General features: G+C 39.7%; 23 protein-coding genes. 20 read left to right on the top strand and 3 right to left on the bottom strand.

What is annotated here, in order from left to right; translation table 11 throughout:
* Both H6G79_RS34215 and H6G79_RS34210 read left to right on the top strand, forming a co-directional pair.
* A partial coding sequence (locus H6G79_RS34215) for a hypothetical protein (RefSeq protein ID WP_191049415.1) occupies positions 1 to 381 on the top strand: 381 nt, incomplete at its 5' end.
* 137 nt (positions 382 to 518) lie between these two features.
* Positions 519 to 1,193: a hypothetical protein gene (locus H6G79_RS34210; protein WP_191049414.1), complete on the top strand. Its 675-nt coding sequence runs from the start codon at positions 519 to 521 to the stop codon at positions 1,191 to 1,193.
* Positions 1,194 to 1,374: 181 nt separating this feature from the next.
* On the opposite strand, the gene H6G79_RS34205 is transcribed toward H6G79_RS34210, so the two are convergent.
* Entirely contained in the window at positions 1,375 to 1,725 is a 351-nt protein-coding gene (locus H6G79_RS34205) for a hypothetical protein (protein ID WP_190594957.1), read from the bottom strand.
* A 99-nt stretch (positions 1,726 to 1,824) separates the two neighbouring features.
* The gene (locus H6G79_RS34200; RefSeq protein WP_190594956.1) at positions 1,825 to 2,235 is read right to left on the bottom strand and encodes a hypothetical protein; all 411 of its coding nucleotides are present in this window, start codon (positions 2,233 to 2,235) and stop codon (positions 1,825 to 1,827) included.
* 555 nt (positions 2,236 to 2,790) lie between these two features.
* On the opposite strand from H6G79_RS34200, the gene H6G79_RS34195 reads away from it, so the two are divergent.
* From H6G79_RS34195 to H6G79_RS34125, 15 genes are all read left to right on the top strand, one after another.
* Positions 2,791 to 3,054, top strand: coding sequence for a hypothetical protein (locus H6G79_RS34195; protein ID WP_199331727.1), 264 nt, complete (start codon positions 2,791 to 2,793; stop codon positions 3,052 to 3,054).
* Positions 3,055 to 3,102: 48 nt separating this feature from the next.
* Positions 3,103 to 3,516, top strand: coding sequence for a hypothetical protein (locus H6G79_RS34190; protein WP_199331726.1), 414 nt, complete (start codon positions 3,103 to 3,105; stop codon positions 3,514 to 3,516).
* Positions 3,517 to 3,545: 29 nt separating this feature from the next.
* On the top strand, positions 3,546 to 3,872 hold the full coding sequence (locus tag H6G79_RS34185) for a hypothetical protein (RefSeq protein WP_190594955.1): 327 nt from the start codon (positions 3,546 to 3,548) through the stop codon (positions 3,870 to 3,872).
* Positions 3,863 to 6,604 carry a helicase HerA domain-containing protein gene (locus H6G79_RS34180; protein ID WP_190594954.1) on the top strand — a complete coding sequence of 914 codons (2,742 nt, stop codon included), beginning with the start codon at positions 3,863 to 3,865 and terminating at the stop codon, positions 6,602 to 6,604. The genes H6G79_RS34185 and H6G79_RS34180 overlap by 10 nt, the downstream gene beginning before the upstream one ends.
* Entirely contained in the window at positions 6,601 to 7,146 is a 546-nt protein-coding gene (locus H6G79_RS34175) for a hypothetical protein (RefSeq protein ID WP_190594953.1), read from the top strand. The genes H6G79_RS34180 and H6G79_RS34175 overlap by 4 nt, the downstream gene beginning before the upstream one ends.
* A complete protein-coding gene (locus H6G79_RS37130) occupies positions 7,106 to 7,903 on the top strand; it encodes a hypothetical protein (RefSeq protein WP_242048731.1) in 798 nt (265 codons plus the stop codon). Before H6G79_RS34175 ends, H6G79_RS37130 begins: the two co-directional genes overlap by 41 nt.
* 60 nt (positions 7,904 to 7,963) lie before the next feature.
* On the top strand, positions 7,964 to 9,034 hold the full coding sequence (locus H6G79_RS34165) for a hypothetical protein (protein ID WP_190594952.1): 1,071 nt from the start codon (positions 7,964 to 7,966) through the stop codon (positions 9,032 to 9,034).
* A gap of 104 nt (positions 9,035 to 9,138) precedes the next feature.
* On the top strand, positions 9,139 to 9,501 hold the full coding sequence (locus tag H6G79_RS34160; RefSeq protein ID WP_190594951.1) for a four helix bundle protein: 363 nt from the start codon (positions 9,139 to 9,141) through the stop codon (positions 9,499 to 9,501).
* Between the two features lie 105 nt (positions 9,502 to 9,606).
* A complete protein-coding gene (locus H6G79_RS34155; protein ID WP_190594950.1) occupies positions 9,607 to 10,329 on the top strand; it encodes a hypothetical protein in 723 nt (240 codons plus the stop codon).
* A complete protein-coding gene (locus H6G79_RS34150; protein ID WP_190594949.1) occupies positions 10,326 to 11,864 on the top strand; it encodes a TrbI/VirB10 family protein in 1,539 nt (512 codons plus the stop codon). The genes H6G79_RS34155 and H6G79_RS34150 overlap by 4 nt, the downstream gene beginning before the upstream one ends.
* Positions 11,861 to 12,754 (top strand): hypothetical protein, encoded by an 894-nt coding sequence (locus H6G79_RS34145; protein WP_190594948.1) that lies wholly within the window; start codon positions 11,861 to 11,863, stop codon positions 12,752 to 12,754. Before H6G79_RS34150 ends, H6G79_RS34145 begins: the two co-directional genes overlap by 4 nt.
* Entirely contained in the window at positions 12,754 to 13,959 is a 1,206-nt protein-coding gene (locus tag H6G79_RS34140) for a hypothetical protein (RefSeq protein WP_190594947.1), read from the top strand. Before H6G79_RS34145 ends, H6G79_RS34140 begins: the two co-directional genes overlap by 1 nt.
* A complete protein-coding gene (locus H6G79_RS34135; protein ID WP_190594946.1) occupies positions 13,956 to 15,716 on the top strand; it encodes a type IV secretory system conjugative DNA transfer family protein in 1,761 nt (586 codons plus the stop codon). The genes H6G79_RS34140 and H6G79_RS34135 overlap by 4 nt, the downstream gene beginning before the upstream one ends.
* Before the next feature lie 20 nt (positions 15,717 to 15,736).
* Entirely contained in the window at positions 15,737 to 16,138 is a 402-nt protein-coding gene (locus tag H6G79_RS34130) for a hypothetical protein (protein ID WP_190594945.1), read from the top strand.
* 18 nt (positions 16,139 to 16,156) lie between these two features.
* The gene (locus tag H6G79_RS34125; RefSeq protein WP_190594944.1) at positions 16,157 to 17,320 is read left to right on the top strand and encodes an apolipoprotein A1/A4/E family protein; all 1,164 of its coding nucleotides are present in this window, start codon (positions 16,157 to 16,159) and stop codon (positions 17,318 to 17,320) included.
* Positions 17,321 to 17,366: 46 nt separating this feature from the next.
* On the opposite strand, the gene mobF is transcribed toward H6G79_RS34125, so the two are convergent.
* Positions 17,367 to 21,479: a MobF family relaxase gene (mobF, locus tag H6G79_RS34120; RefSeq protein WP_190594943.1), complete on the bottom strand. Its 4,113-nt coding sequence runs from the start codon at positions 21,477 to 21,479 to the stop codon at positions 17,367 to 17,369.
* A 618-nt stretch (positions 21,480 to 22,097) separates the two neighbouring features.
* Here mobF and H6G79_RS34115 point away from each other — a divergent pair.
* From H6G79_RS34115 to H6G79_RS34105, 3 genes are read left to right on the top strand one after another with little or no spacing between them, the layout of a single operon-like run.
* Positions 22,098 to 23,216, top strand: a complete 1,119-nt coding sequence (locus H6G79_RS34115) for a ParM/StbA family protein (protein ID WP_313934718.1) — start codon at positions 22,098 to 22,100, stop codon at positions 23,214 to 23,216.
* Positions 23,217 to 23,238: 22 nt separating this feature from the next.
* Positions 23,239 to 23,631: a hypothetical protein gene (locus H6G79_RS34110; RefSeq protein WP_190594942.1), complete on the top strand. Its 393-nt coding sequence runs from the start codon at positions 23,239 to 23,241 to the stop codon at positions 23,629 to 23,631.
* 10 nt (positions 23,632 to 23,641) lie between these two features.
* Positions 23,642 to 23,845 carry a hypothetical protein gene (locus H6G79_RS34105; protein WP_190594941.1) on the top strand — a complete coding sequence of 68 codons (204 nt, stop codon included), beginning with the start codon at positions 23,642 to 23,644 and terminating at the stop codon, positions 23,843 to 23,845.
* Positions 23,846 to 23,928: the final 83 nt, after the last annotated feature.

The raw sequence follows: 23,928 nt of genomic DNA, 5'->3' as shown, positions 1-23,928 counted from the left end.
GGCTGCTGGAATCCAAAGGTTTGTCACAATCGCCGTTCCTTCTACCGCAACCGCAACAAAGATGATTCTGGGCAAATTGAAGCGATCGCCGTTGAGCCACCCGCAACATATTTCGCTGTGTTGTACTTGTATAAAGAAACAGGGGATAAGCCCTTGCACGCCTTGGGTGCAGAACTATGGCTGGGGCAAAAGCCGATCTGCCGTCTAGAGCCAATCCACTGCTTTGGATTGACGGCTGGCAAGATACGCGCTTATACAGACCAGGTGTTGCAAGCATTTGCCAAACAATATGGTATTTCGTTGTATCAATATAAGGATATGTTTGAGATCAGCCCAACTCATTGTCCAGTAAGACCTTGCCCACTGCACCCTGAACCATGACCTTTTTTGAATTCAAAATGCAAAATTCACGTAGGAAGAAGAATTTTTTTGAATTTAATAAATTTGGGTACAAGCTCCCACTAATTGTCTTTAATTTTGAATTTTGAATTTTTAATTTTGAATTGGAGCGAAGCGACTTGACCACGTATCGTCAGCTAACTATTTGGGAAATTTTAGAAGAGATTTCAGTTGCTCCACCGACATCAACACTAGCGCCAGTGTGGGAATGTTTGGATAAGGAACTAGAGGATTTACCAACCGAAGCGCAGTTATCAACCGCAGCCGCAGCGTTTTATCAAATCGCAGATATTCTTCTGTCTCGTGCTGGGTTGTTACTGGAGGATGTACAAGCTCAGAATGATACTGAGGGGCCAGTGATCGGGACTGATCTATTTGCTGGTTTGGTAAGAACAACCATGCAGCTAGATTTGGATGACTTAATCGAAGAACCACCACAGCAGACCTTTAGACCGCATGGGCCACACCATTTCACTTATCCTACGACTAGCATTGATTCAGTAGCGGCTCCGGTCGAGAAACAAAATGTCTTGACAATGCTAGAAATTCAGACTGTAGAGGATGTTCATCGGTTGGCAGGGGATGAGGATGTCCAAAAATGGACTAGGGCGATCGCGGTGTATTTGGAACAGACTAAAAGTGAAATAACACTGACTTTACTACAACAGAAATTGAAAATGCCGATGGTAGAGGTATGGTTGGGATTGTTGCTGGGTGATTTTAGATTAGAGCAACGAGGGGACTTTTATGAAAGTGAAAATGTTTGGGTAGTAACGCACACTGCTTGCAGTTAGCGGTAAGAGTTGTCACTTTTAGCAGACTGCAAGGAGTGTAGTACTTCTCGATAGCAGACAAACCAAAAATAAAGCGCGACATTCAGCCCACTCAAAAATTTAGGAATACCTTCTAATAAGCTATGAGTTCCATCACCCTCAAAATGGAGTGAATCTACTGTAATAGCAATAAATAATAAAACTAAACTAGCAATAAGAATAATATAAGGTGTGGATTTGATTTGTCGTCGAATGATTCGATTACAAGTTGAATATTAGAACATTCATTGATTCCTAAGCTTCTACTTAAATGCCCACGAAATACAACTTGAATATCTGAATCTTGGCGAACAAACGGTTCGATTGCCTCATAAAACCGCATAAAACCCTCAATTGTGGGTCGATTGTTGTAAGAAGACTGGGGATGAACTAACCCTTCATCAAGTAATTGGCGAAGTTGTTCTGGCGTGATTTGAAAATCTTGGATTTCGCCTGGTGACAGGCGAATAACTTGTCCAAGACAAATTTCCTCTACTCTGGCTTGCGATAGCATGGTTGTATTATAAAATATAATGTTACTAATCAGTACAAATGTACTTAATAAGCTATTATGGAGCGATCGCTTGGGGGTCGAAAGTGATCGCTATCAAGCTTAGTTTTGAGAAGCAGCTTTTTGCTCCAAATGCAGCTTCAACGTATAACCACAATCTGGAGCTTGATACCCACGAGCATAAGGCAAGCGGTAAAAAGCCCACAAATTCCAGCGTAAAACATCAACACCAATAGCTGCATTTGCATTAGCGAATTCGACTCGATGATCTTTATCTGAAACTTGAATAATTTTGTTGATCAAAATGTTAACGGCTTCTAATTTAAGATTACCGGGAATCCCCATCATTTGCTGATTAAGCCATTGCCTAATTTGTGGAGACTGTAGCCATTCAGTAATTTGTTCCGCAGTGGGATTGAGACGATTAGCTAATAATTCCAGATTTTCGTCTTCTTCAACAGTTCGATGTTGGGGGGGAGAAGGTTGAAAAAAGTGAGAATCTATATTAGACATATTTGATTAATAAAAATGGATTATTTAGATTATAAATCAAGAACATTTGCTATGGAATAGTCAATATTATTCTATAAATAATTAGGATAAAAAACTATTAAAATAAATATCTTTTAACTGCTGAAAATAATATTGTAATGACAAATTATGCTATAAATATTAAATAAATCATGCAAGTATCTAAATAAATACTATGCACCCAATAGAGTTTAAGAAAAAATGGGGACTAAGCTATCAGCAACTTGCTTCTGTTCTCGGATACGAAAGTGATTACACAGTTCGCTGCTGGTGTAGGGATGGAAAAAAACATCGCAACCCTCAAAATGTGGTTCTTGTGGCTTGTAGTCTTCTAGATGAGAAATGGTCAAGTCAAGGGAAGAAAATAGTTGCTTCTGACTTATAAATAATTTTAGTTCATGGCAAATGCCCCTTTCCCGCTAACTAAAAAGCGGGTATTTCTATATGCAATAAACTCTAAGAGATTCGCGGAACAGATGGAAGCGGGAGGTTTGTCCTATCGAAAAAGAACTAACAAGACCGCAAGTTGCTTCTAGAATGGTTCCAGCAGTTACCGCTAGGCAACTGCTGGAATACATCAATATTGCTCGCAAATACGAGCCAAGTTTTGAGAGGTTCACTCATCCTAAAACGGGTGGAATCAATGGATATGCGAAATTGCGTGAATACCATATTCCGGTACTTCAAGAAATTCGGGCGTTGGCCAGAGAACATACTTTGGCTGAGATAGAGGAAGAATTCAAAAAAAGGGCATCAAAAAGAGAATCAAGTCAAAATTCAAAATTGAATAACAAATCTTAAATCCTGAATCTAAAAAAGGTCAAAATCTGGATAAAAGGAGAAATTAGCTTGACATCTAATACTCAAAATTTGGTAAAAGCTTTAGGTAGATTAGGGCGGAAATACCAGCATCATATTTATGCAGTTGGCACAGCTTTGATTCTGGTATTACAAGCAATACCAGCCCAGGCATTCGGATTGTTTGACCCAGCACAGATAGCCTTAACGTGTATGTTTGGGGGAACATCTTCTGGGACTGCTAATGCAGCTATAAGTGCGCTTCCAGCAGTGATAAATGCCACAATCACAGTGATTCTTTTCATCTACTTTGTTGCTTCTGGTGTAAAAGTAGTGAACGCATTAGGAGACGGGCAAGAAATAACGCAAATAGTACAACAGCCGATTGGAATTTTTTTCGTAACATTGGTATTGTTCATCGCGCAAAATATTTTGTTTGCAAATTTGACACCAGCTTGTACGTAAGTAAGCGAAAATTCTCCTGGGAGGTTTAGATGAAAAAAGAAATCAAGCAGGTCAATCAATCATTAGGAAAGAATGCCCAAATCGGAATTTTTACGGGATTCCAATTTGCAATTTCTATGTTGTCATTTGGATTAGGATTTTTCTTAGCATTTCCACTAGGTGCGGGAATGATATGGAGCATTCTAGTTGGCATTTGGTTCGCTGTGACAGCCATAATTCTATCGGGGAAAAGACCATATTTATTTTGGTCGAGAATTTTTCCGAATGTGCCATTTTGGACAAGAGGGTATATAAGATATTCTTCCCCAATAGAAAAAAGAAAAGCCGGGACAAAAAAAGTTGGTGTATGGCATTAAAAAAAAGTAAAACTAAAAGCCAAAAACTAAATCCTTTTGAAGACTTGCTAGACCTGACAACCTTGGTGAGATTGAAGAAAGGAGGATATACAATAGGGGCTTATTTGTTAAGTAAAAAGCAAGTAGGAGAGACTAACAATACTTTGCAGCTAGTATTTGGTTATAGCTGTAGGGGCATTCACCCATTATTTAATTCAGATGAAAAAGTAGAACAGATCGCTCAAGCCTTCGAGAATGGTTGCAAAGAATTCGCTCAAGGGGAACGCTATACATTTCGCTGGAGTTCATTCTGTAATGAGGAAGAAGTAATAGAACATTTTCGCCATCGTTTAAGTAATCCAGTAAATGATGAAAGTGAGTTTTTAGATTGGGGGAGTGTATCGCGGCTCCAACAATTAACAAGACAGAAAAAGCGAAAAAATATAACTCTAAATGTTTACGCAACATTCACCGTAAAACCAGGGGGAACAGAAGCGGGGGATGCAGTTGATAGAGCAATAGTCAACTTATCGAATTTTCTCCAAAGAAGATTTACACCGACAGGAGCGACAGAACTGACAAGGAAAAGCTTGATGCAAGTTCTGGAGAAAGCGATAAATGTCTCCCTCCGACATCAACAAATTTTGTCCGAAATGGGTTTAAATCCAACGCCGAAATCTGAAAAGGAATTGTGGCAGGATTTATCATTTCAGGTAGGAGCAAAACCAGTAAAAGTTCCCCATACTTTGGTTTTTAGTGATGGAATGCTGGCAGAAGAATTCCATGAGTCTTTGCCATCACCAAGGCAATATATAGATGCGGCTCACATAACATCCGTGTTGTTAAATAATGGGATTCCATTTGCAGATCGCAAATGGGTATGTATTTCCACGCCAAAAAAGGGTCAGAAATATGTGGGAGTGTTAACGCTCACACAAAAACCAGAGGCGTTTGTCTCGACAACGGCGCAAGTGCGATTTCTGTGGAATATATTCGCCAGGGATGTTATTTATGATATCGAGATAATTACAGAGATTAGCCCAGCTGACCAGAAAATAGTTAGGTTAACCCAGCAGCTAATCACAAGGCGATCTCGAAATGCCCAGATGAGTGCCAGTAAAAAAACCATCGACGTAGCATCACAGATTAATACTGAATGGTCAGTAAATGCTCAAAAGCAATTATATACAGGTGATGTGCCAGAAAATGTCGCACTCATAGTATTGGTTTACCGGGATACACCAGAAGAAATAGACGATGCTTGCAGGTTGATTTCAGGTTATGTGAACCAACCGGCGGAATTAAGCCGTGAGATGCAATATACATGGCTGATTTGGGTAGAAACCTTGCTGTTGAGGCAAAGACCACAACTAACAAGTCCATATAACAGGAGAACATCATTTTTTGCCAGTGAGGTAATTGGTTTAACGCCGGCGGTGCAAACATCTGGTGCAGATCAGCAAGGATTTGAACTAATTGCCGATGAGGGACATTCACCCGTGAGCATTGATTTGTCCCGAACTAAAAACATGATGGTAATTGGGACAACTGGTTCTGGTAAATCAGTTCTGGTATCCTCAATTATTGCTGAGTGTTTGGCAATGGGGATGTCAATACTAATGATTGACCTGCCTAACGACGACGGCTCAGGAACGTTTGGAGATTTCACGCCCTACTACAATGGTTTCTACTTTGATATTTCTAAGCAGTCGAACAATCTTGTTCAACCATTAGATTTATCGAAAATCCCGTTGGAACAAAGGGAAGATAGAGTTAAAGCACACCGCAATGATGTCAACTTAATAGTTTTACAGCTAGTTTTAGGTTCACAACAGTTTGATGGTTTTCTGGCTCAAACAATTGAATCGTTAATTCCACTGGGGACAAAGGCATTTTACGATGACCCTGATATTCAACAACGCTTTGAGTCGGCAAAGCAAGGAGGTTTAGGGTCTGAAGCTTGGGCGAACACCGCGACTCTAGTTGATCTGGAGCAGTTTTTCTCTACAGACCATATTGATTTGGGGTATGAGGATGAGAATGTAGATAAAGCCCTAAACTATATTCGGCTACGGTTCCAGTATTGGCGGGCTAGTTCCATTGGAGATGCAATTTGTAAACCTTCAACTTTTGAAACTGACAGCAAGCTGATCACCTTTGCTTTGACTAACTTGCAATCAGGTAAAGATGCAGAGGTGTTTGGGATGTCGGCTTACATCGCAGCTTCTCGCCAATCCTTATCTTCGCCCAACAGCGTGTTTTTCATGGACGAAGCCAGTGTACTCCTACGTTTTCCGGCGTTATCTCGACTAGTAGGGCGTAAATGTGCGACGGCACGGAAATCAGGATGCAGAATTATCCTTGCAGCCCAGGATGTAATCTCTATTGCCAAGTCAGAAGCCGGAGAGCAGATATTACAAAATATGCCACTGAGACTGATTGGGCGAATCGTTCCAGGGGCATCTGGTAGTTTTTCGGATTTGTTGGGTATTCCCAGAGAAATCATCGACAAAAACGAAACATTTACTCCTAACGTTCAACAGCTATACACATTATGGCTACTAGATTACAACAACAAATACATCAGATGTCGCTATTATCCGTCCTATCCTTTGCTGGCTTTAGTCGCCAATAGCAGGGAAGAACAAGCGACACGCGATCTGTTTAAAGAACGTTACAAAAATAAGTTTGAATGGGTAGCAGAATTTTCTAAGTATTATGTCGATTGCATTAAGCAGGGTAAGCCACTATGAAAAGTCTATCCACACTTATTCAAAACAAAATCTTATTAGCAATATTAGCAGGAGTTGTATCTATAGGGAGTTTTCAAGTTTGGAAATATAACCAAGAGAAATATCAGAAGTTTATTGCTGAAAGAGAAACAGAATGCCAAGTTGGTTTAGCTCATGGGAAAACTTCTGTTTATTTCAGTTATAGTCTGAGGCGTTTGAAATATGAAAATGTAGCCAATCCAAAGCTAAATCAGCCAGGGATAACATCTGAATTCAGAAAGGATGCAGGTTATGTAATTATCAAAACAAAACCGGATTATTTAATCCCTCCTAATGTGGATAATTATGATAGTCCATTTTTCAAAACTCTATCTTCTGTTGGTGAGTTTGCACCACCACCATTAGATGTAACAGCCATATCTATAGACACTGTGAAAAAAGAAGCTTTAGTTTCTTCTTATTGTTCAAAAACACCATTTAGAGTACTTTTGAAGGATTTATATGAGACCTATCAAGCAGCCGATGCTGAAGATCCTCTTAGTCTCCCAAATCTTCTTAATTAGTCTCAATCTTCCAGTAAAAGCCCAAACATCAGATCCTAATGCCGTTGTAGTCGATACTGTTGAATCTGATGATGTACCGAATCCAGTAAAAAAACGTGAAGAAACATTTCTGGAAAAGACTTTAGATTTATACATAAAAGGACAAGAGTATTTAACAACAGCAAGGAAATACATTGATATTGACTTTAAAAAATTCAGCATCAAGTGGGGAAGTATTAATAAAGAAATAGGAAAAGCCATCGATAAAGCAATCAAAGATGGTAACAAAGACCCATATAAAACAGGAGATGATGTTAATGACGCTGTTTCGGCTCAAGAAGATACAGATTTAATTAATACTCCGCCAGAAGTTCAAGGAGAAAATGCAGAGAGGGAAGTGCATCAAGCATACACTCGCGCACAATCCCAAGCAGTTTTGGGGATTGATGGACAGAAAAATCAAGCTGGAGAAGCAGAAATTAGTAATACTGCTGTAACGGATTCTTTAGAACAAGCAGAAACTGTTCAGAATGATGTTGTGACTCAAGATATTCTCAAAAAAATGGCTATTCAAAACTTGCAAGTTGCCATGCTTGCAAGAGCGACTCATGGCGAATCCCAAAGACAAACACAACTCCTGGCAAGTACAAATATGAATCTGGCTGATATATCTGGACAAATGAGTGAAGAGGAGAAGAAAAAACAGGCAGAATCAGCCGCTACTCGCAGAGCAATTATTAGTAATCTGGCTGCTTTAGATGTTTTTTGGCGAGAATAATCATTTTTTTGCCTTCAAAATGGAAAATTCCCTAATAATTTTGAATTGGAGCAAAGCAACTTGTTTATACCTTTTGTATTGGCTCAATCGAGCGGACAACAACCTGGACAAAATACAGGAGTGACAATTTCTGGAGACGTTGTTAAAGGGGCTGAAGATGGTGCAAGGTTAGCTCTCAATGCGTTCAAGCAAGATTGGGTAGATTTTGCAGCAGGGCAAAGCCCAGTTTATTTAGCAATCGTGGCTGTTTCGATGTTAATTGCTGTAGTTTTGGTCGCATTTTGGTCACTAGGTTGGTATAGACAAATTAGCGATGAAGGGTTTTCGACTAATGTTGTTAGTGAAATGGTCTTCCCTCTACTAGTAATTTTGATGCTTTCCAACAATGGGGCGATGACGACTACACTGGCGGTAGGACTAAACAACACGACAATACACCTGAATAGCAAGATTCTGTCGATAACCAAAAATGGGGTTACTCTGAGAAACGCTATACGTATTGTTAATGCAGACCAAAGTTTTGTTCTAGCAGCGCAAACAAAAATTGCCTCATGCGACACATTACCAACATCAAAAATTGATGCTCAACAGAACACAACAAATCCACGTCAAGAATGTATTGACAGAGAAACTAAGAAGGCTGAAGAACAAGCTATAAAAATCAGACAACAAAGAGGATTAAATGGAAGTGCTGGTTCTGTCAGATGGAATCCTCTTGATGCTACTGGAGAAATAGTAAACAATGCTATACAAGGTGTGGTTTTTGTTATCTTGTCGGGATTATCACTAGGTTTTGCGTATATTGTTCAGCTATCTTTTTTATTAGTAGCTCATGTAGCACCTATATTCCTAGTTCTTTCTTTGTTGCCTGTTGGTGCTAAACCTATTTATGCTTGGTTAGCAGGATGGTTGGGATTAACTTTGGTGCTAGTATCAAATTCAATTATTGTTGGCATAGTTGCCAGTTCAATTGTGAACGTGCCGTCAACTAATCCTTTATTGACACAACTAGTACAAGCTGTTTTTTCACCCTTGCTTGCTGTAGCAATAGGAATAGGTGGAGGGATGTCAGTATTCACGGCTTTTACGAACGGACTAAATTTCTCTGTATCTTTATTGGCAAGAAGATAATGCACGCATTGAGGGAACAGGGAACAGGGAACAGGGAACACTTCGACAAGCGAGAGTGCATCACAGGGAACTCTTAACAAAAGAGTAAAATAAGAGGCTTTTAAATGTCAGAAATTAATGATTTTAAAGACTTAAAAATTTGGCAAAAAGGCATGGATATAGCCGAAAAATGTTATTTTTTGACTAAAAATTTTCCTAAAGACGAGTTATATGGCATGGTGCAACAAATTAGAAGGTCTGCGGTATCTATTCCAGCTAACATAGCAGAGGGGTATGGAAGAAGAACAACCCCTGAGTATGTCAGATTTCTAAATATTGCTCAAGGGTCAACTAATGAATTAGAAACGCATCTTATTTTATCCCAGAGAGTAGAATTATCTCAGCAAAAAGATATAGAATCGATTATTTTTTTACTTCAAGAAGAAAGTCGAATGATTATTGCTCTTATTAAAAAGATACAATCATGAATTTAATTTGCATACTCCATGTTCTGTTAAGAACTCCCTATTCCCTATTCCCTATTCCCTATTCCCTGTTTCCTGTTCCCTGTTCCCTCTCATTTCTAAAAGATAATGCGATTACTAGAAAAAAAAGAACTAAATTTGACACCAATATTTTTAATGGGGAATGCCATTGTACTAACATTATTACTACTGATAGAGTTAGTAAACTTTTTTGGTTTATGGAGAATAGCTAACTCCAAAGCCCCAACATTAGTAGAATTAAGTGATGGAGAGTCTATTAGAGTATCTTCCATAAGTAGTAGCGAGAGATCCTCACAAGCTATTACACATTTTGTAGGACAAACAATGACAGGTTTATTGAGTTGGAATACTGTCCCTCAAAATGAGTTGGAATCGCCTTTAGAGAAGTTAAAACTTGACACTGGAGTACAAGCAGGACAAGGCAGAATCACCACAAAGACTTGGGCGACAGGGTTTGCATTATCCGAAGATTTTCGCGCTCCATTTCTTGAGCAACTGGGTAAACTAACACCACCAGATGTTTTTCAAGGTTCAACGCAATCTATCCTCAAAGTTAGCTTTCTGGGTGAACCTAGAAAGCTAAAAGAAAGTCGAGGATGGACTATAGATTTGATTGCGGAATTAATTATTTTTAAAGGTGGTAATGTTATTGGTGAACCCATAACATTTAATAAAACTATTTTTGTAAAAGCAATAGATACGCCTAGATTACCTAAACAATATTCTAATATCCAAAAAATAGCATATCAAGCTCGTAAAGCCGGATTAGAAATTTATAAAATTCAAGATTTTGAACTAGGGGAAAAATGATAATAACAGAAATAAAAGATGATTCAACAATAGAAATAGAAGATTGTTTAAGGTCAAAAAATGAAGAGTTTATTGAAGAAAAAATCCAAGATAATTTAACAGTAGAAGATTCCACAGAAGATAAACAAGACTTTGCCGCTATGAATGGGGTAAATATTACTTTTGAGACTGATGAAGCAGTAAATGAAACCGAAGTTCCAGAACCAGAAGAAGTTACTACAACTCGCCCAACTTCGCAAAATCCCTTGATAAAAGTTGCGGTAATTAGTGGGATAACACTGCTTTTCGTAGCACTAATAGGTGGTGTAATTAGTGGGTCGATGAACGCGCTGAAATTGTCCACTACAAAGAAAATCGAAGCGCCAGAAAAAACTGAAGAAGTAGCAGCAACAGTCAAGGATGAATCAGGAACAGATAAAGCGGCCTTGGCTTTGACGAGGCAAAGTATGGCAATGGAAAAAATGCGGAATCTCAAAGCTAAACCAGACATAAAAATTACTGCTACTCCCTTACCCAAACCAGTAACAGTTGCATCCACACCAACACGAAGAATAATTGTTCAAAATCCTGAGCGCAGAAATTATACACCTCCAGTAGTTCAACGCTCATCACCAGTTTATCGACCTCAACCCCAGCCGGAAGCAAAGCCATTAGTAAAAACTGTTCCGGCAACATCCCTGCATAAAGTAGATCCTATGCAGCAATGGTTGGCTGTAGCTAATGTTGGTAGTTTTGGTGCAAATACTACAACTACATTGCCAGCAACAGTTAATGATTTAGAAAGTGCAGAAGGAATAGAAGGTGGGATTGGTAAACCCACATCATCCTCAAAACCTAGTATGGCATCAAGGAAAGTAGATAAACAGGCTCAAGATTCTAGCCTAGAAAATATTAATGATGGTCAAGAGCGTGTTTTAGTAGGTACTCACACAGAAGGAAAATTAGAAACTCCCATTGTTTGGAGTCGTAATCATGAAAATCAAGTAAATCAAAATTATTTAATTAAATTATCGCAGCCATTAAAATCATCTACAGGGAGTGAAATATTACCCAAAAATTCTTATATTGTGGCTCAAATATTGGGAAATAAAAATTCTGAGTATATTCAATTACAAGCAGTTTCAGCATTAGTTAACAAAAATGGTGAGCCAGAAGAAAAACTAATTCCTGAAGGAACAATCCTGATATTATCTAAAAATGGTAAATCATTAAAAGCCGAATTACATAGAGGTAGTGATTTAGGAAGAACTATTTTCGCATCTGTTTTAGCGGGAGTTACCAAGGCTGCTGAACTTCAGAATCGACCTACTAGCCAAATCACTACTAATTATGATGGTTTTTCATCAAGTGTAATCACTAATGACAATAAAGATTTGGTAGCTGGATTTGCCCAAGGAACATTAAGCGAAGTAGTAAGGAATATTCAATTAAATAATCAACGGCAGACGCAGCAACTAGAATCGGAAGATAAAGTCTTTGTAATTGATGCAGGAAAAGAAGTACAAGTATTTGTAAATCAAACGATTAATTTATGAAATATCTTGTTAAAGTTGGGAGATACTTGCCAATTTCTTTATCTATAATTCTGATTAATCCTGGACAAGTATTAGCAATTCCCGTAAGAACAATCTACTCACAAGATGCCCAAAGTATTCAGTCAAATGGTGTAGAGTTGCGAATCTGGAAAGGGTATGGAGTAACTATTAATTTTATCCCTACAGGTGAAATTATTAAGCAAGTATGGATTGGAGATCCCAGCCGAATTAGTTTTACTTCTAATGGCAATTTATGTCCTAAAGAGACTAATCAAGACTGTGATGGAGGAGCAACAGTTTTATTTTTAAGACAGATACAGCCAATTAATTTTCCGCATTTAACATCCAGCCAGGATGGGAACACCCAAATTACTATCCTCACAACGGGTAATGATGGACAAAAGCAATATCAATTCAAGCTAATTCCGGCAACTGGTCAACCACAATACACCAGTTTAATTATCAAACCTGACTCAGAAAAGCCCTTACCTGTAGTCAACAAACCTGTGGCAGTAGCACCAAAAAAACCGCTTACTGTTGCCAGCCATACTCAAGTAGTGGCTAAAAAACCGCCATCTGCTGATGAAACACCAATACAGAGGCTAACTGTTGCACCAGCTAACGCAGCACTTAATCAACAATTGGTAACAGTGAGACGAACTGCCAAACCAACAGGTACAACTTTACAGAGGGATGATGCCAATGCCCTCGTTTATGGTTTAGCCTTAGCGCGACAACAAGGCACAATCAAACCTAATTCCCCGACTTGGAAGAAGTTTCAAGATGCGATTAAATTGCTCAGACAGGGTGAGAGTAGAAAAACAGCGATCGCCCGAACGGGAGTGAATGCAGATTTATTGAATCAATTAATAGAGGCAGGGAAACTCTGATGATACAGCGATTAAAATCACTCACGTTGGTAGGAGCGATCGCAATCATTAATTCACAAGCTACTGCACAACCACCAACGACAACATACACCCAAGGGAAATATCAAGCTTCAGTACCGGACTGGGACAAAGTAACTTGGGATAGTTTACCAGCACTGCAACAAGCAGGATTCATCAAAATTCCACCAAAGCTAATTCCGGTATTTGGCTATGATCCGTCACGTTCTTGGGATGCAGGGCAAAAATCGGATCAAGTGGTGATGTTAGGAGATGCGGAAGATGCTTTTAAGTTGGGGTCTTTTACCCTGGAAGGAATCACAAAAGTTGCCCTTGCTGACCCATCTACATCTCAACAACCAACGTTGAAAGATGTCGGATTCGTGAAATGGCAAACTACCCAATCCTTAGTTAAGGCAATACCAGGACTTGGACAGTTAAAAGTCAAACAAGTAAAACCAATACTGAAACTGTTTGGAGAATCGGGTTATTTACCCCAAAAGTGTAAATCAGGCACAATTAACGACTGTATCCGCACTCGTCCAAATTTAGCGAAAAAACAATTAGGGGACATAGATTTAGGGGATTATTCAGCTGAATCTATACCAGGGTTAGAAAGGACACCAATCCGTAACTTTCAGAAATGGCAACAAACATACATTAATCAAATTCCGAATCTCAAATTTGTACCATTTGCGAAAATGCCTCAACCGATAGATTCTGGTCAAGCAGTTGTAGGTATTGCTTCGGTGGTGTTTGGGGAAGCTGAACAGGGAGATGCCAAAGTTGGAGATAGCTATTATGTTTCTGGTAGCGTAGTCAGAGGCGATAGCACAGTTCCAAAAGCTTGTCTAGCAGGTAAAAAATGCGCTTATTTGGAGTTAGGGGATTTTACACCCAATGCCGGATTGTACGGTAAACGTTGGGCATCCGGTACAGATTCGCCACAAGTAAAAGGGGGCTATGGATTATTGGCGGTGGTCAATGATGGCAAAGAGCCAACTGGCAGACTTGTGTACGGTAATGGGTTTAAAGTTGTCTTAACTAACACCAATGAATCAACAGGAACAGCAGATTTTGCATTGTATTTTAGAATCTGCGCTCGTCCGCCTTTTTTGGCTAAGACCTGCACACCCTACTTTATTGGGCCAGTGCCGTGGATACCAGTCAAAGAAAATGACTTAGTAATTGTGGGGACAGGGCGATGACGCAAACTACCTCTACAGTTAACCCAAATCAATTAGTTCCCCCAGGACTAGAATCAGCATTGATATCACCCGCCGGACTAGGAATACTGTTTTGTGGCTTGCTGATCATTATAGCCAAATACATTGATGGCAAAGGAGGAAAAGGAAAGTTAGCGACTGCTAGATGGGGAGGTAGTACAGAGAAAGCAGCCGCGCGGAAACTGGGGTGCAAGCAAATTCAGGCAAGAAAGCACAATCGAGTGTCTTTATTTGTGGGAACTCCTGAAAATACCAAAACTGAAATTGTGAAGGGAAGAAGAATTACGCAGATTCCCGAAGACAAAAGAACGTTATATTTACCAGAGGCACAACGGGGAATTTTAGTAGCTGGTGGGCCTGGAAGTGGGAAATCATTCTCGATGGTGACACCATTGCTGCGTTCGGCAATTGACCAGGGGTTTCCGGTAATCCTCTATGATTTCAAGTATGCCGAGCAAGAATCAGCCACAGCTGCATCTAAAGGACAAGCCCCATCACTGGCGGGATATGCTCTAGAACGTGGGTATAAAGTGACGGTGTTAGCTCCGGGCTTCCCAGAATCAGCAGTTGCAAATCCGATCGATTTTTTGCGGAACAATGAAGACTCAGAAATGGCACGTCAGTTGGCCATTACATTAAACCGGAACTTTCAACTTGGCTCTGACAGTTCAGGAAATGATTTTTTTACGAATGCTGGCGACCAACTGGTACAAGCTGTATTTATGCTGGCGAAAGGCACAAAGTACCCAGATATCATGATGTGCCAAGCCATCTTGGGGCTGCCTAAATTAGTATATCGCATTGAACAAGCCGAAGACATGAATTTCATGGTCAGAGAAGCCTTTGCACAGTTTGTGTCTGTAGCTGGTTCGCCGGAAACAGCCGCTTCAATTGTGGGTACAGCCAGTGGTTTGTTTAGTCGATTTATGGTTCCCGCAGCATTAGCAGCTTTTTGCGGTAAAACTAATATTCCTTTGGATTTGAAAGGTCGGCAGATGGTGATTTTCGGAATGAACAAAGAGAAGCGTGATGTAATCGCACCTTTGTTAGTTTCGATTCTGCATCTATTAGTTAGTAGAAATGTCGCTGGTAAACGTACTTGTCCTTTGGTGCTGGGAATTGACGAGCTACCTACGCTGTATTTACCTGCCTTGGTAGACTGGCTGAATCAAAACCGCGAAGATGGGCTAGTTTCAATCCTGGGATTACAAAACCTATCAATGCTGGAAGAAGCTTATGGGGAGAATACCACTAATGCGATTTTTGGTGGTTGTGCTACCAAGGCATTTTTCAATCCACAGGATGATATTGCTGCTGAAAGATTTAGTAATTTTTTGGGGGATTTTGAAATCAAGTACAAGCAGCGATCTCGTTCTTCAGGAGGAAGTGGAGGAGCCAGTACTTCTAATTCTGACCAAAACAGCACTCGCAAGCTGTTTGAAATTAATCAATTCAACACTTTACCAGAAGGAAAAGCGGTAATTATTAGTCCAGGATTTCGTTCTCGTGGTCAAATAAGTTTGCCGATTTTAGAGAAAATAAAGATTCCCCAAAGAGATATTAAATCGGAAGCCCAGAGTATTAAAATTTGGTATGAGTTTCAAAGTAAGTTAGCATCTCAATCTACTCTCCAAACTCCAGCAAATGAAGAGATGAAAATCCGACGAGAAGAGGCACAAAGATTGTTACCTTTGATAGAAAACAAAGAGCAACTAGAAGAAATCGCTGCTTTAATTTAGAGAAAAATTCGGAGAAAAATATGGCATCAAATTATCTACTATCTGATGATGATTGGCAACAAATTACTGCTAAACTTCCATCTGATATAGCAGTCTTGGCTCATAAATATCCCTGTGAAATTTATAATGTACTTGATGCCTGGGATGATAAACCTTTGCCCAACAATTATATTCCCCAGGCTATAGATGTTTATAACGATGTTGATGATGAGGCTGTTTTTCAAGTGTGGGAGGGAAAACTAGAGCGATATGTTCCTAGTGAAAGAAAAAATGCCGCAGCTATTCAAGTAGGAATTGATGGCAATTGGGTTTATATCGAAATTGAAGGTAGAGTGATTCTAGACAAGCTAGGCGGAGTTATTCTGCCAGAGATAAATGTTACGGAATCTTTGATTATTGAGCTTCTATCAAAGCAAATATAAAATAAGGAAGTAAAAATTATGATTGAAAATGGAGATGCCAATGAAATCAAACGAGACTATCTAGAGATTTTAGAATCTTTACTTAAACTGATTCAACAGAAAGCAAAATCAAAAGACATAAAAACTAATGATGATGTAACTATTAATGTTGGTAGAGAGAAAGTCTACAAAGGTGCTATTGGAGAAAAGCCATCCAAAAATACACTGACCCCAGAACAAGTTAACAAGATTAGGATAGCTATCTCAGACCCGAAAAAATCTCAGGGGACAATCTCAATTAAGATTGGAAAACAAGAAGTTTTTCGTGTTCAAGATGGTCAAGTTAAAACTGATAAATTAGGCTTGGCTCCAATAGAGCAAGCTCCAGCCCAGAAAACAGCACAGAAAAGTCAAGTTAAAACTCCAGATAGTGTAGAAACTATCCAAAAACAAATTCAGGATTTACAATCTAAAGTAGAAGCACAGCAGAAAATCATTGACGGACTTCAAAAAAACCAACAGACACCTGAATTAGTTTCCAAATTAGCTGCTCAAGTTAGTGAATTGAGTAAATCATTAGAGCAACAACAAAAATTCATAGAGAATATCCAAAAAGCTCTTTCAGCAATAAATGAACGGTCTTTATCGCCAATTCAAAATACTAAACTTCAAAATTGGGTAGGAACGGTTGAGAAGTCTCTAAAACAAACTACCAAAAAATTATTTGAGAAAATTAAAGATGTGCTGACACCCGCAGTCACAAAGCTTAGAGCTAAAGTAAATAAACAAGCTAGTGACTTAAAACAAAAAATAGACACGCGGGTGAATGGTGTTAAAAACACTATTAAGCAAAGTGTTCAAGAGGTTAAATCTAACATTAATAAATCTGTTGATAATGCTAAAGCTAAAGCACTTGAACAAAGTATAAAAGCACTCCTGAAGATTTTTGGTCAAACCAACCCAGATGGTTCTTTAAGTTTCAAAAGTGCTAGTTTTGATTTTGAACAGCAAGGTGAGAGTGTAGTTGTTCGGGCTAAAAATGGGGATATAGTTCTTGAGGATGGAGAGTTATCTCCTAATCTTTCAAGGCAGCAGTCAGAAGCACTTGATAAAGTTTATTCTGTTGTTAGTAGAAGTCATAAACTTGAGATAGATGCCACCCAAAAAGAATCAGCATCTGCTTTTAGAAAAATGGGTAGATAATACCAATTCGCAATTCGTGGCGGACGCTCTCGCTACCGCAGTTATGTTACCGCCTAAACCTGTTATGTTTTTCTTTGCAATTTTCTTGTTGAAAATTTAGTCCTAACTTATTCATAAGTTGGGCTTTGTTATCTCTAATTAATTGGCGAACGGTATTCATTCTTTGCTCAAAACTTAACGGTGAATCAGCTTGACCAGCTAAAAAGAATAATTCGTTGACTTGTTCACCCGTAAATTTTTCGCCTTTAACATACTTTCCTACTTCTATAAATAAAGCCTTCAGCTTTGGTTGATCTAAGTTTTGGATCATCTGCTGGAGATGTAGTTCTAAATTATCTTGAGTGGCATTGATAGTTTCTTGTTTAAGGTGAACCGCTAGTCGCTGTTGACGTTCTTCTGGTGTCAACTTGCGAGGTGGTTCTATGGCACGTTTACGTTGTTGCCAATCTTTTAAATTCATCGCTTCAGTGATGACTTTCTCTAATGCGAGAGGGCTTTGAGCGACGATAAAATCATCCACTCCTTTATCTGGGCCTGGTAGGGTAACAACTTTAACTTCTGCACCCTGCTGTTCTAAAAGTTGTCCAGTCCGTGATGTGGCAATTTCAACATTTTGTAATGTTTTGGGCTTAGTTTCGTAGTCGAAGCAAAACTGAATATGTCTGTTGGGTGTGGCAAAAACAGCTAACTCATCATGTAATATAGGTTTGATTGGCTCACCCAATGAATCTTTACTGCGATATCCCGCATAAATTCCCGGCACTCCAATGGCGGCGTGACCCTGGCTTAACAAACTGGCGGCCTTCTTCGCTCCTTCCGTGATCATGATGGGGAGATTATGTCTCCAAACACAGTACCAAAATCCCAAAGTGCGATCGCTATTGGTTGGCTCTACTCCATGCTTCTTATAGATCCGGTCAGCTAGATCATCAGGGATATCTAGTAAAAAGATACTTAAATCAGTTTTAGGCGGATGCTCATATTTAATTAGTTTCCCTGGTTCATCAATTTGATTTCTGGGAGCGTTGGGTTTGTAGCACCCCCAGATTTTAGCAGTCGGCTTTTCTCCTGGTTGTAAATTGGGGAAGCAACGCGGATCAACACCAGCATGACACCACCAGCCACCAGCTTCAATGTGAGAATATCTCCGTAAATCTCCATCCCTGAGTCGTCCATCATTCCGGCGGGAGATATTGTCACTATATATAAGATATTCCCAAGCCTCATGTTCTTGTTCTATGGGGTCAAGATGTAAGCTTTTAAAGTTCAAAGCCGCAATCATAGGATGAATCGCACTTTTTTCTACTAGTTCTTGCCAGTGTTCTGGGTCTATATGGTTAGGACATGGTGCAGAAGATGGAGTCCAAAATGCAACAGTAGGTACAGATGTTTTTGGTTTGAGTATGGGTTTTTCAAAAACCTGGGAAATTTCTGGTGTCCCTTTGAGTATTGGCGGGACTAGAGGAGTTTGTGTGGGTGCTTCCAAAGGTGTTGGTACGCTAGATAGTGCTGACTTCAGGGTTGGCTGTACAACTGAAGTTGATGCTGTGTTTTGTTTGACTGAAGTAGAAACCTCAGCACTGAGAGTTACTTCCGGTTTTTCAGATTGAACCTGTGTTCGTAGCAATTCCAGAGCATTTTCTTTAGCTTTCGATTCCTGTGCTAACTCCAATAATCGCGTTGGATCTTCGGTATAAATTTTGAGTTCATGTTTGGCACGACTGGTCGCAACATAAAAACTTTCTTGTCCAATCGTAAAGTCCGCCGAAATTAGCACACGGTCTGCGGTCTTACCTTGGCTACTATATGTCGTACTTACCAAGGCATAGTCTAGGTTCTGGGCTTCTCTTAAGCTGATAGACTCAGTGTGACCATCAAGATATTGAATCTGGGCTGTACCAAGAGCGATCGCCGTAACAGTAAATTCTTGTCCGTTGCGTCGTCCCAATTGTCTATCGTTCTTCTTCCATTGCAAGCGATCGCCTACGCCAATTTCAATCTCTTGCCTCTGGTACACAGCTTTATCAAAGGCTGTATCGACTTCTAAACACTTGCCATCATCACTTTTAAGAGTTAAACCGTCAGTAGTTTGACCTACTATTTCATAAAGTTTGCCTTTCTCCAATCCCCGACGCTTGTAGTTCCGTGTCGGCGTGATCACGTCGCCAATTACAAAGTTATGGGCAAACCGCATCTGCACTTTTGAGAGATTTTTGGTCTGCAATTGGGTGATAGTTGCCGTTTCTCCCAAAGTCCCTTCATCTTTAAGTTTTGAGCGAATGGCTTGGGTAAGGGCAAGTCTTTCGGCATTCGTCCCAGCCAAAACAAGGGTTTTGACTCTTTGTTCTGGTGTCCCTACTATATAATCACTGGCAATCTGCTCTGTTTTGGACTCTGCATCTACAGTTTTTATAGAACCATTATTTAATAAATGCTCAAAACCCGCTTTAATTCTACCTTCAGCAATCAAATCTACTGCTAATTTTAGCTGTGGGTCTTTTTGGCGCAAGGATTCATTGAGGTGTGCAGTTTTAATTCCCGCCTGCTGCAAAGACTTGAACGGATTACCAGCTTCCACGGCTGATAATTGCCGAGTATCTCCAACTAAAATTAATCGCGCTTGCTCAAGAGTAGCCCGTTGTAGAAGTGCTTGGGCATTCTTAGCACTAAGTAGCCCAGCCTCATCCACAATCCAAATTTGATTTGGTTCAATTTCTGGTGGCGATTCCGAAACCAACAACCTAGCGACAGTTTCGGATTGAACCCCTAACTCTTCACTTAAAACCTTAGCTGCGGCGGAACTGGGGGCGAAGCCTTTGATTGTGTATTCAGAATTGGCAGCGATCGCTTTTAGTTCCTTGAGGGCGAAAGTCTTACCAGCACCAGCTACTCCCTGCCATGCAATAAACTGGTCTTGGGTCAAGGTAGCTAATTCTACCGCTTTGCGTTGCCCTTGGTTCAGTAACGTATTCTGTAACAGGCTTTCAACCACTTCCGGGTGCGAAATTGCGTTGACTTTACCTTGTCCCTGCTGCATTAAGTCAATAGTTGCCAACTCCCGCCGTACTGCTGTCATCGTCGTAAATTGATGAGTCAAACCCGGCAAGCCGATTAACTCGTGGTGGGATTTTACCAGTGGCTCAATTGCTGCTACATCAGTGGCTAAACGTTCTTCTAGGATGAATTTTTCTAAGTCTTCTAGTTTGAAAGCGACATTCCTCTCATTGCAATGAGCGATCGCCAAATCTAAAACCCCAGTTAAAATCTTGTCGTTGTCTGGTACATTCTCCTGTGGTTCCCCAGGCTTGACAAAGGTAATCCCTAACGCCTGTGCTTCTTTTTCCCAGTATGCTTTTAACTCTGATTCTGGTAACTTTTCTTTGCGTTGTCTGGTTTGATCCCAGATTTTCTCCCTTTCTGCCCAGGTGGAATTAGCCCCAGAAGCAGCAAGTATTTGTTGTCGTCGTTTGGAAAATGCGATCTTATCTTCTTCTTTAAAGCCTTTTATATCAAATTGCCCGTGTAAGCGATGTTCTATCTCATACCCTAGCTTCTGCACTTCACGCGCCAGATAGCTTTGGTATGCCATGCCCAAGAATTTCTTATTGGCGAATATTTCATTATTGCCTAGACTCAACCACTTGCCATCTGGTGTTTGCGTCATATTCATCAGCAAACAATGGGTGTGCAGATGTGGGTCTAAGTCCCGACTTTCGATGTGGTCAAACTGGGCTACCACCAAGTTGCCAGTCTTAACTCTATGTCTGCCATTATCACCGGTTACTCTGGTGTAGGCGTAACGCTGCTCTATTAGTTCTAGGGTTTGTTTCAATGCTTGATGGTGAGCGTCGATTAAACGAGTATCCCCTCCCACCAATGCCATCAAGCTCACACTTTTGGGCGCAGAAAATGTACAGTCTAGGGCGGCTCTGCGTTCTTTTTCTTGTCCCTTCTTGACTACTCTGGCATTTAACTGTTCCTTACCATCAGGCGTACGCCCCTCAATCACATTTTTAAAAGCATCTTCATCGTCAACCGCCCCAGATAATCCTAACTTGGAAGCACCTTTCCCACTCCAAAGGGACTTTCCTTGGTGATAGTAATTCTTGATGAAGTAGTTTACTGCCATCTCGGATGACACGTTAGCAGCTGTCAGCATCGCTCACCTCTCGAAGAAGTTTTACATAACTTTACTTAAGCGATTACTGTTCACCTTTGAAGTCACAGTTCACTCTCGACATCAAACCAAAATAAATTTGATGCCGAGTTGAAAATTTTCGGTGAGACTTCAACTTCAAAAAATATTTTTCTCAAAAATTCCGACTTAATCTAATATAACAAAATACTCAAAAAACTTTCCGCCAAATATGGCGTACTGTGCGTCAGAAAAACTCCAATTACAGTGTCTTAAAGCTTTAAAAATTAATGAAAAATACTGGGAATATTTGGGAGACTTCTGAGAAGTTCAGGGAAATATTGGGAATTGTTGGAAAATATTAAGTTGATGATAATATTTAGAGTTAATGATGTTAAATATATAAAAAAGGTAGGGAATAAAAAGTAATTTTTGGGACGAAGTGGGGAAAATCAGGCAGATATGTTAAATGTTGGGATTTTTGTTTAACACATAAAATAGTAAAATAAATAAGAAAATGTGACAATTTTTAATAAATTCTAGAACCCTTGTAGAGTGGCTGCTTTGTCGAGCGTTGAGTGAGCGTTTAGTTATTGATAGTAGTTATCAATAAATAGGAAAAACGAAAAAGGAGAAAAAGTTGTGGACTTGTTGTTAAGTCTTGACCCTGGAACATCAATGACAAAAATGGTTTATCGGATTTTGTCGGAGACGACACGAAAGCCAGAAATGTTTTGTATGGAGCCTGAGTTGATGAAGACTTCGAGAGATTCGCTCAAAGGGTATGAATCGAGACAAATCAGTAGGCCGAATCCAGAGAATGAGGCATGGGTGGAGTACAACGATGAACAATGTTATGCAGTGGGGTTTTTAGCTCAAAAATATTTCGAGGCTAGTGTGAATTTTTTGGAACTCAAGTATGAGAATGCAATTCCGAAAACATTAGCAGCAGTTGGATCAATAGCGATGAAAGAAGGGCTAGGAACGAAGTTTAATTTGTCATTAGGGCTGCTGTTACCTTATGGGGAGTGGGAAGACAGAGAAAGATTAGAAGGGGGTTTGACGAAGGCTTTGTTTAATTTCTGCTTCCGAGGTCAACAATTTTGTGTAAAACTGATGAGTTTTCAGTGCCTCCCAGAAGGTGGGGGATTGGTATTAACCAAAAGTAAAAAGCTCGGTCAAGACTTCAATAGAGTGAACATGGCTGTAGTAATGATGGGGTTTAGGGATATATCATCTGTGATTTTTGAGCGTGGGATATCAAGAGGAAAGACGGAAGGGTTAGGATTAGCCTGGATGTTGGACAGAATCAAAAGCCGAACGTCAGGACAGAAATTACATGATTTGTTAAAAGCTGTTCATTTATCAGGTTCAACAATTAAACCAAAGCACTTTAAAAACTTGGCTCGGAGCAAAAATGCGGAATTCAAGGCTGAGGAGATAACGCAAATTACGGAAGCTGTGAGTTTATCGCGGAAAGAATACTGGAACAAGGTATCTATTTGGCTCAGTATTAATATTCCTGTAGATGTGCAACAAGTGATTATTGGTGGAGGAACATCGGAATACTTAGCGACAGAGTTAACAAACTTATTTAGCCATACGGATATTTCCTGGGCAGCAGAATTAGAAGAGGATGTGCGTTTAGCTTTTAACTTGCCACCGAAAAAAGATGCGTTATGCCTACGGTTCACAGATGTATATGGATTGTTCCGTTATCAAAATAATTTTACATCTGCTCCATCAATTCAGGTGTCGTAGTAATTTGTGAGAGGAATGTAGAATGCTTCAAGATGTTGAATTTCGTTTGAGAGCTAGAGTCGATACGAGTAGTTATGAGGCGATGTTAATCAAGTATTTAAACTCAAAAAATACTCTTTATCCAGCTAAAGATATGGTAATGATTGCGATTACTAGTTATTGGCTACCTTTGGCCTATCAAACAATGCAGCAAAAATCACCGGACTTAGAACAGCAGATTCGCGCTTGCATTTATCGTCTTCAACTTCACCAGGAATACTTATTGGGTTTGCTAGGAGAGACTTTATCTCAGGGCGTAGGGACGATTGACACTAAAAGAAGCCCAAAAGAAGTATCACTAGTATCCAATGCTGTACCAGAACAGACGCAACAAGATACTAACTGGCTAAATCCTTTTGGAACATTTTCTAAATAAGGAGTTTCTTATGTACCAACCACATGAACTTTTTAATAATCTCTCTCCAGAAGAAATCAATCGGACTTTGCATTTGAGTGAAATAGGCGAAAAAGAATCGTATACAGAGGACGATGCCGACCGTTTTCGGGAATGTCGTTCTTTAATGGAGCAAGGTAAAACTGATGAGGAGATTAAAAATTTAGGCTCTCCGAGAGTAGATATGTTAAGTTAACAACAGAAATACCAATTTAGTAAAACCCTTCTTCTAAAACTATTAAAGTTAGTTAAGCCATAAGCTCTGCGTTTAATGAGCTT

It is taken from the genome of Anabaena sp. FACHB-83 (assembly GCF_014697485.1).
Classification (GTDB): Bacteria; Cyanobacteriota; Cyanobacteriia; order Cyanobacteriales; family Nostocaceae; genus Nostoc_B.
This window is presented reverse-complemented; position numbering and strand designations above follow the sequence as displayed.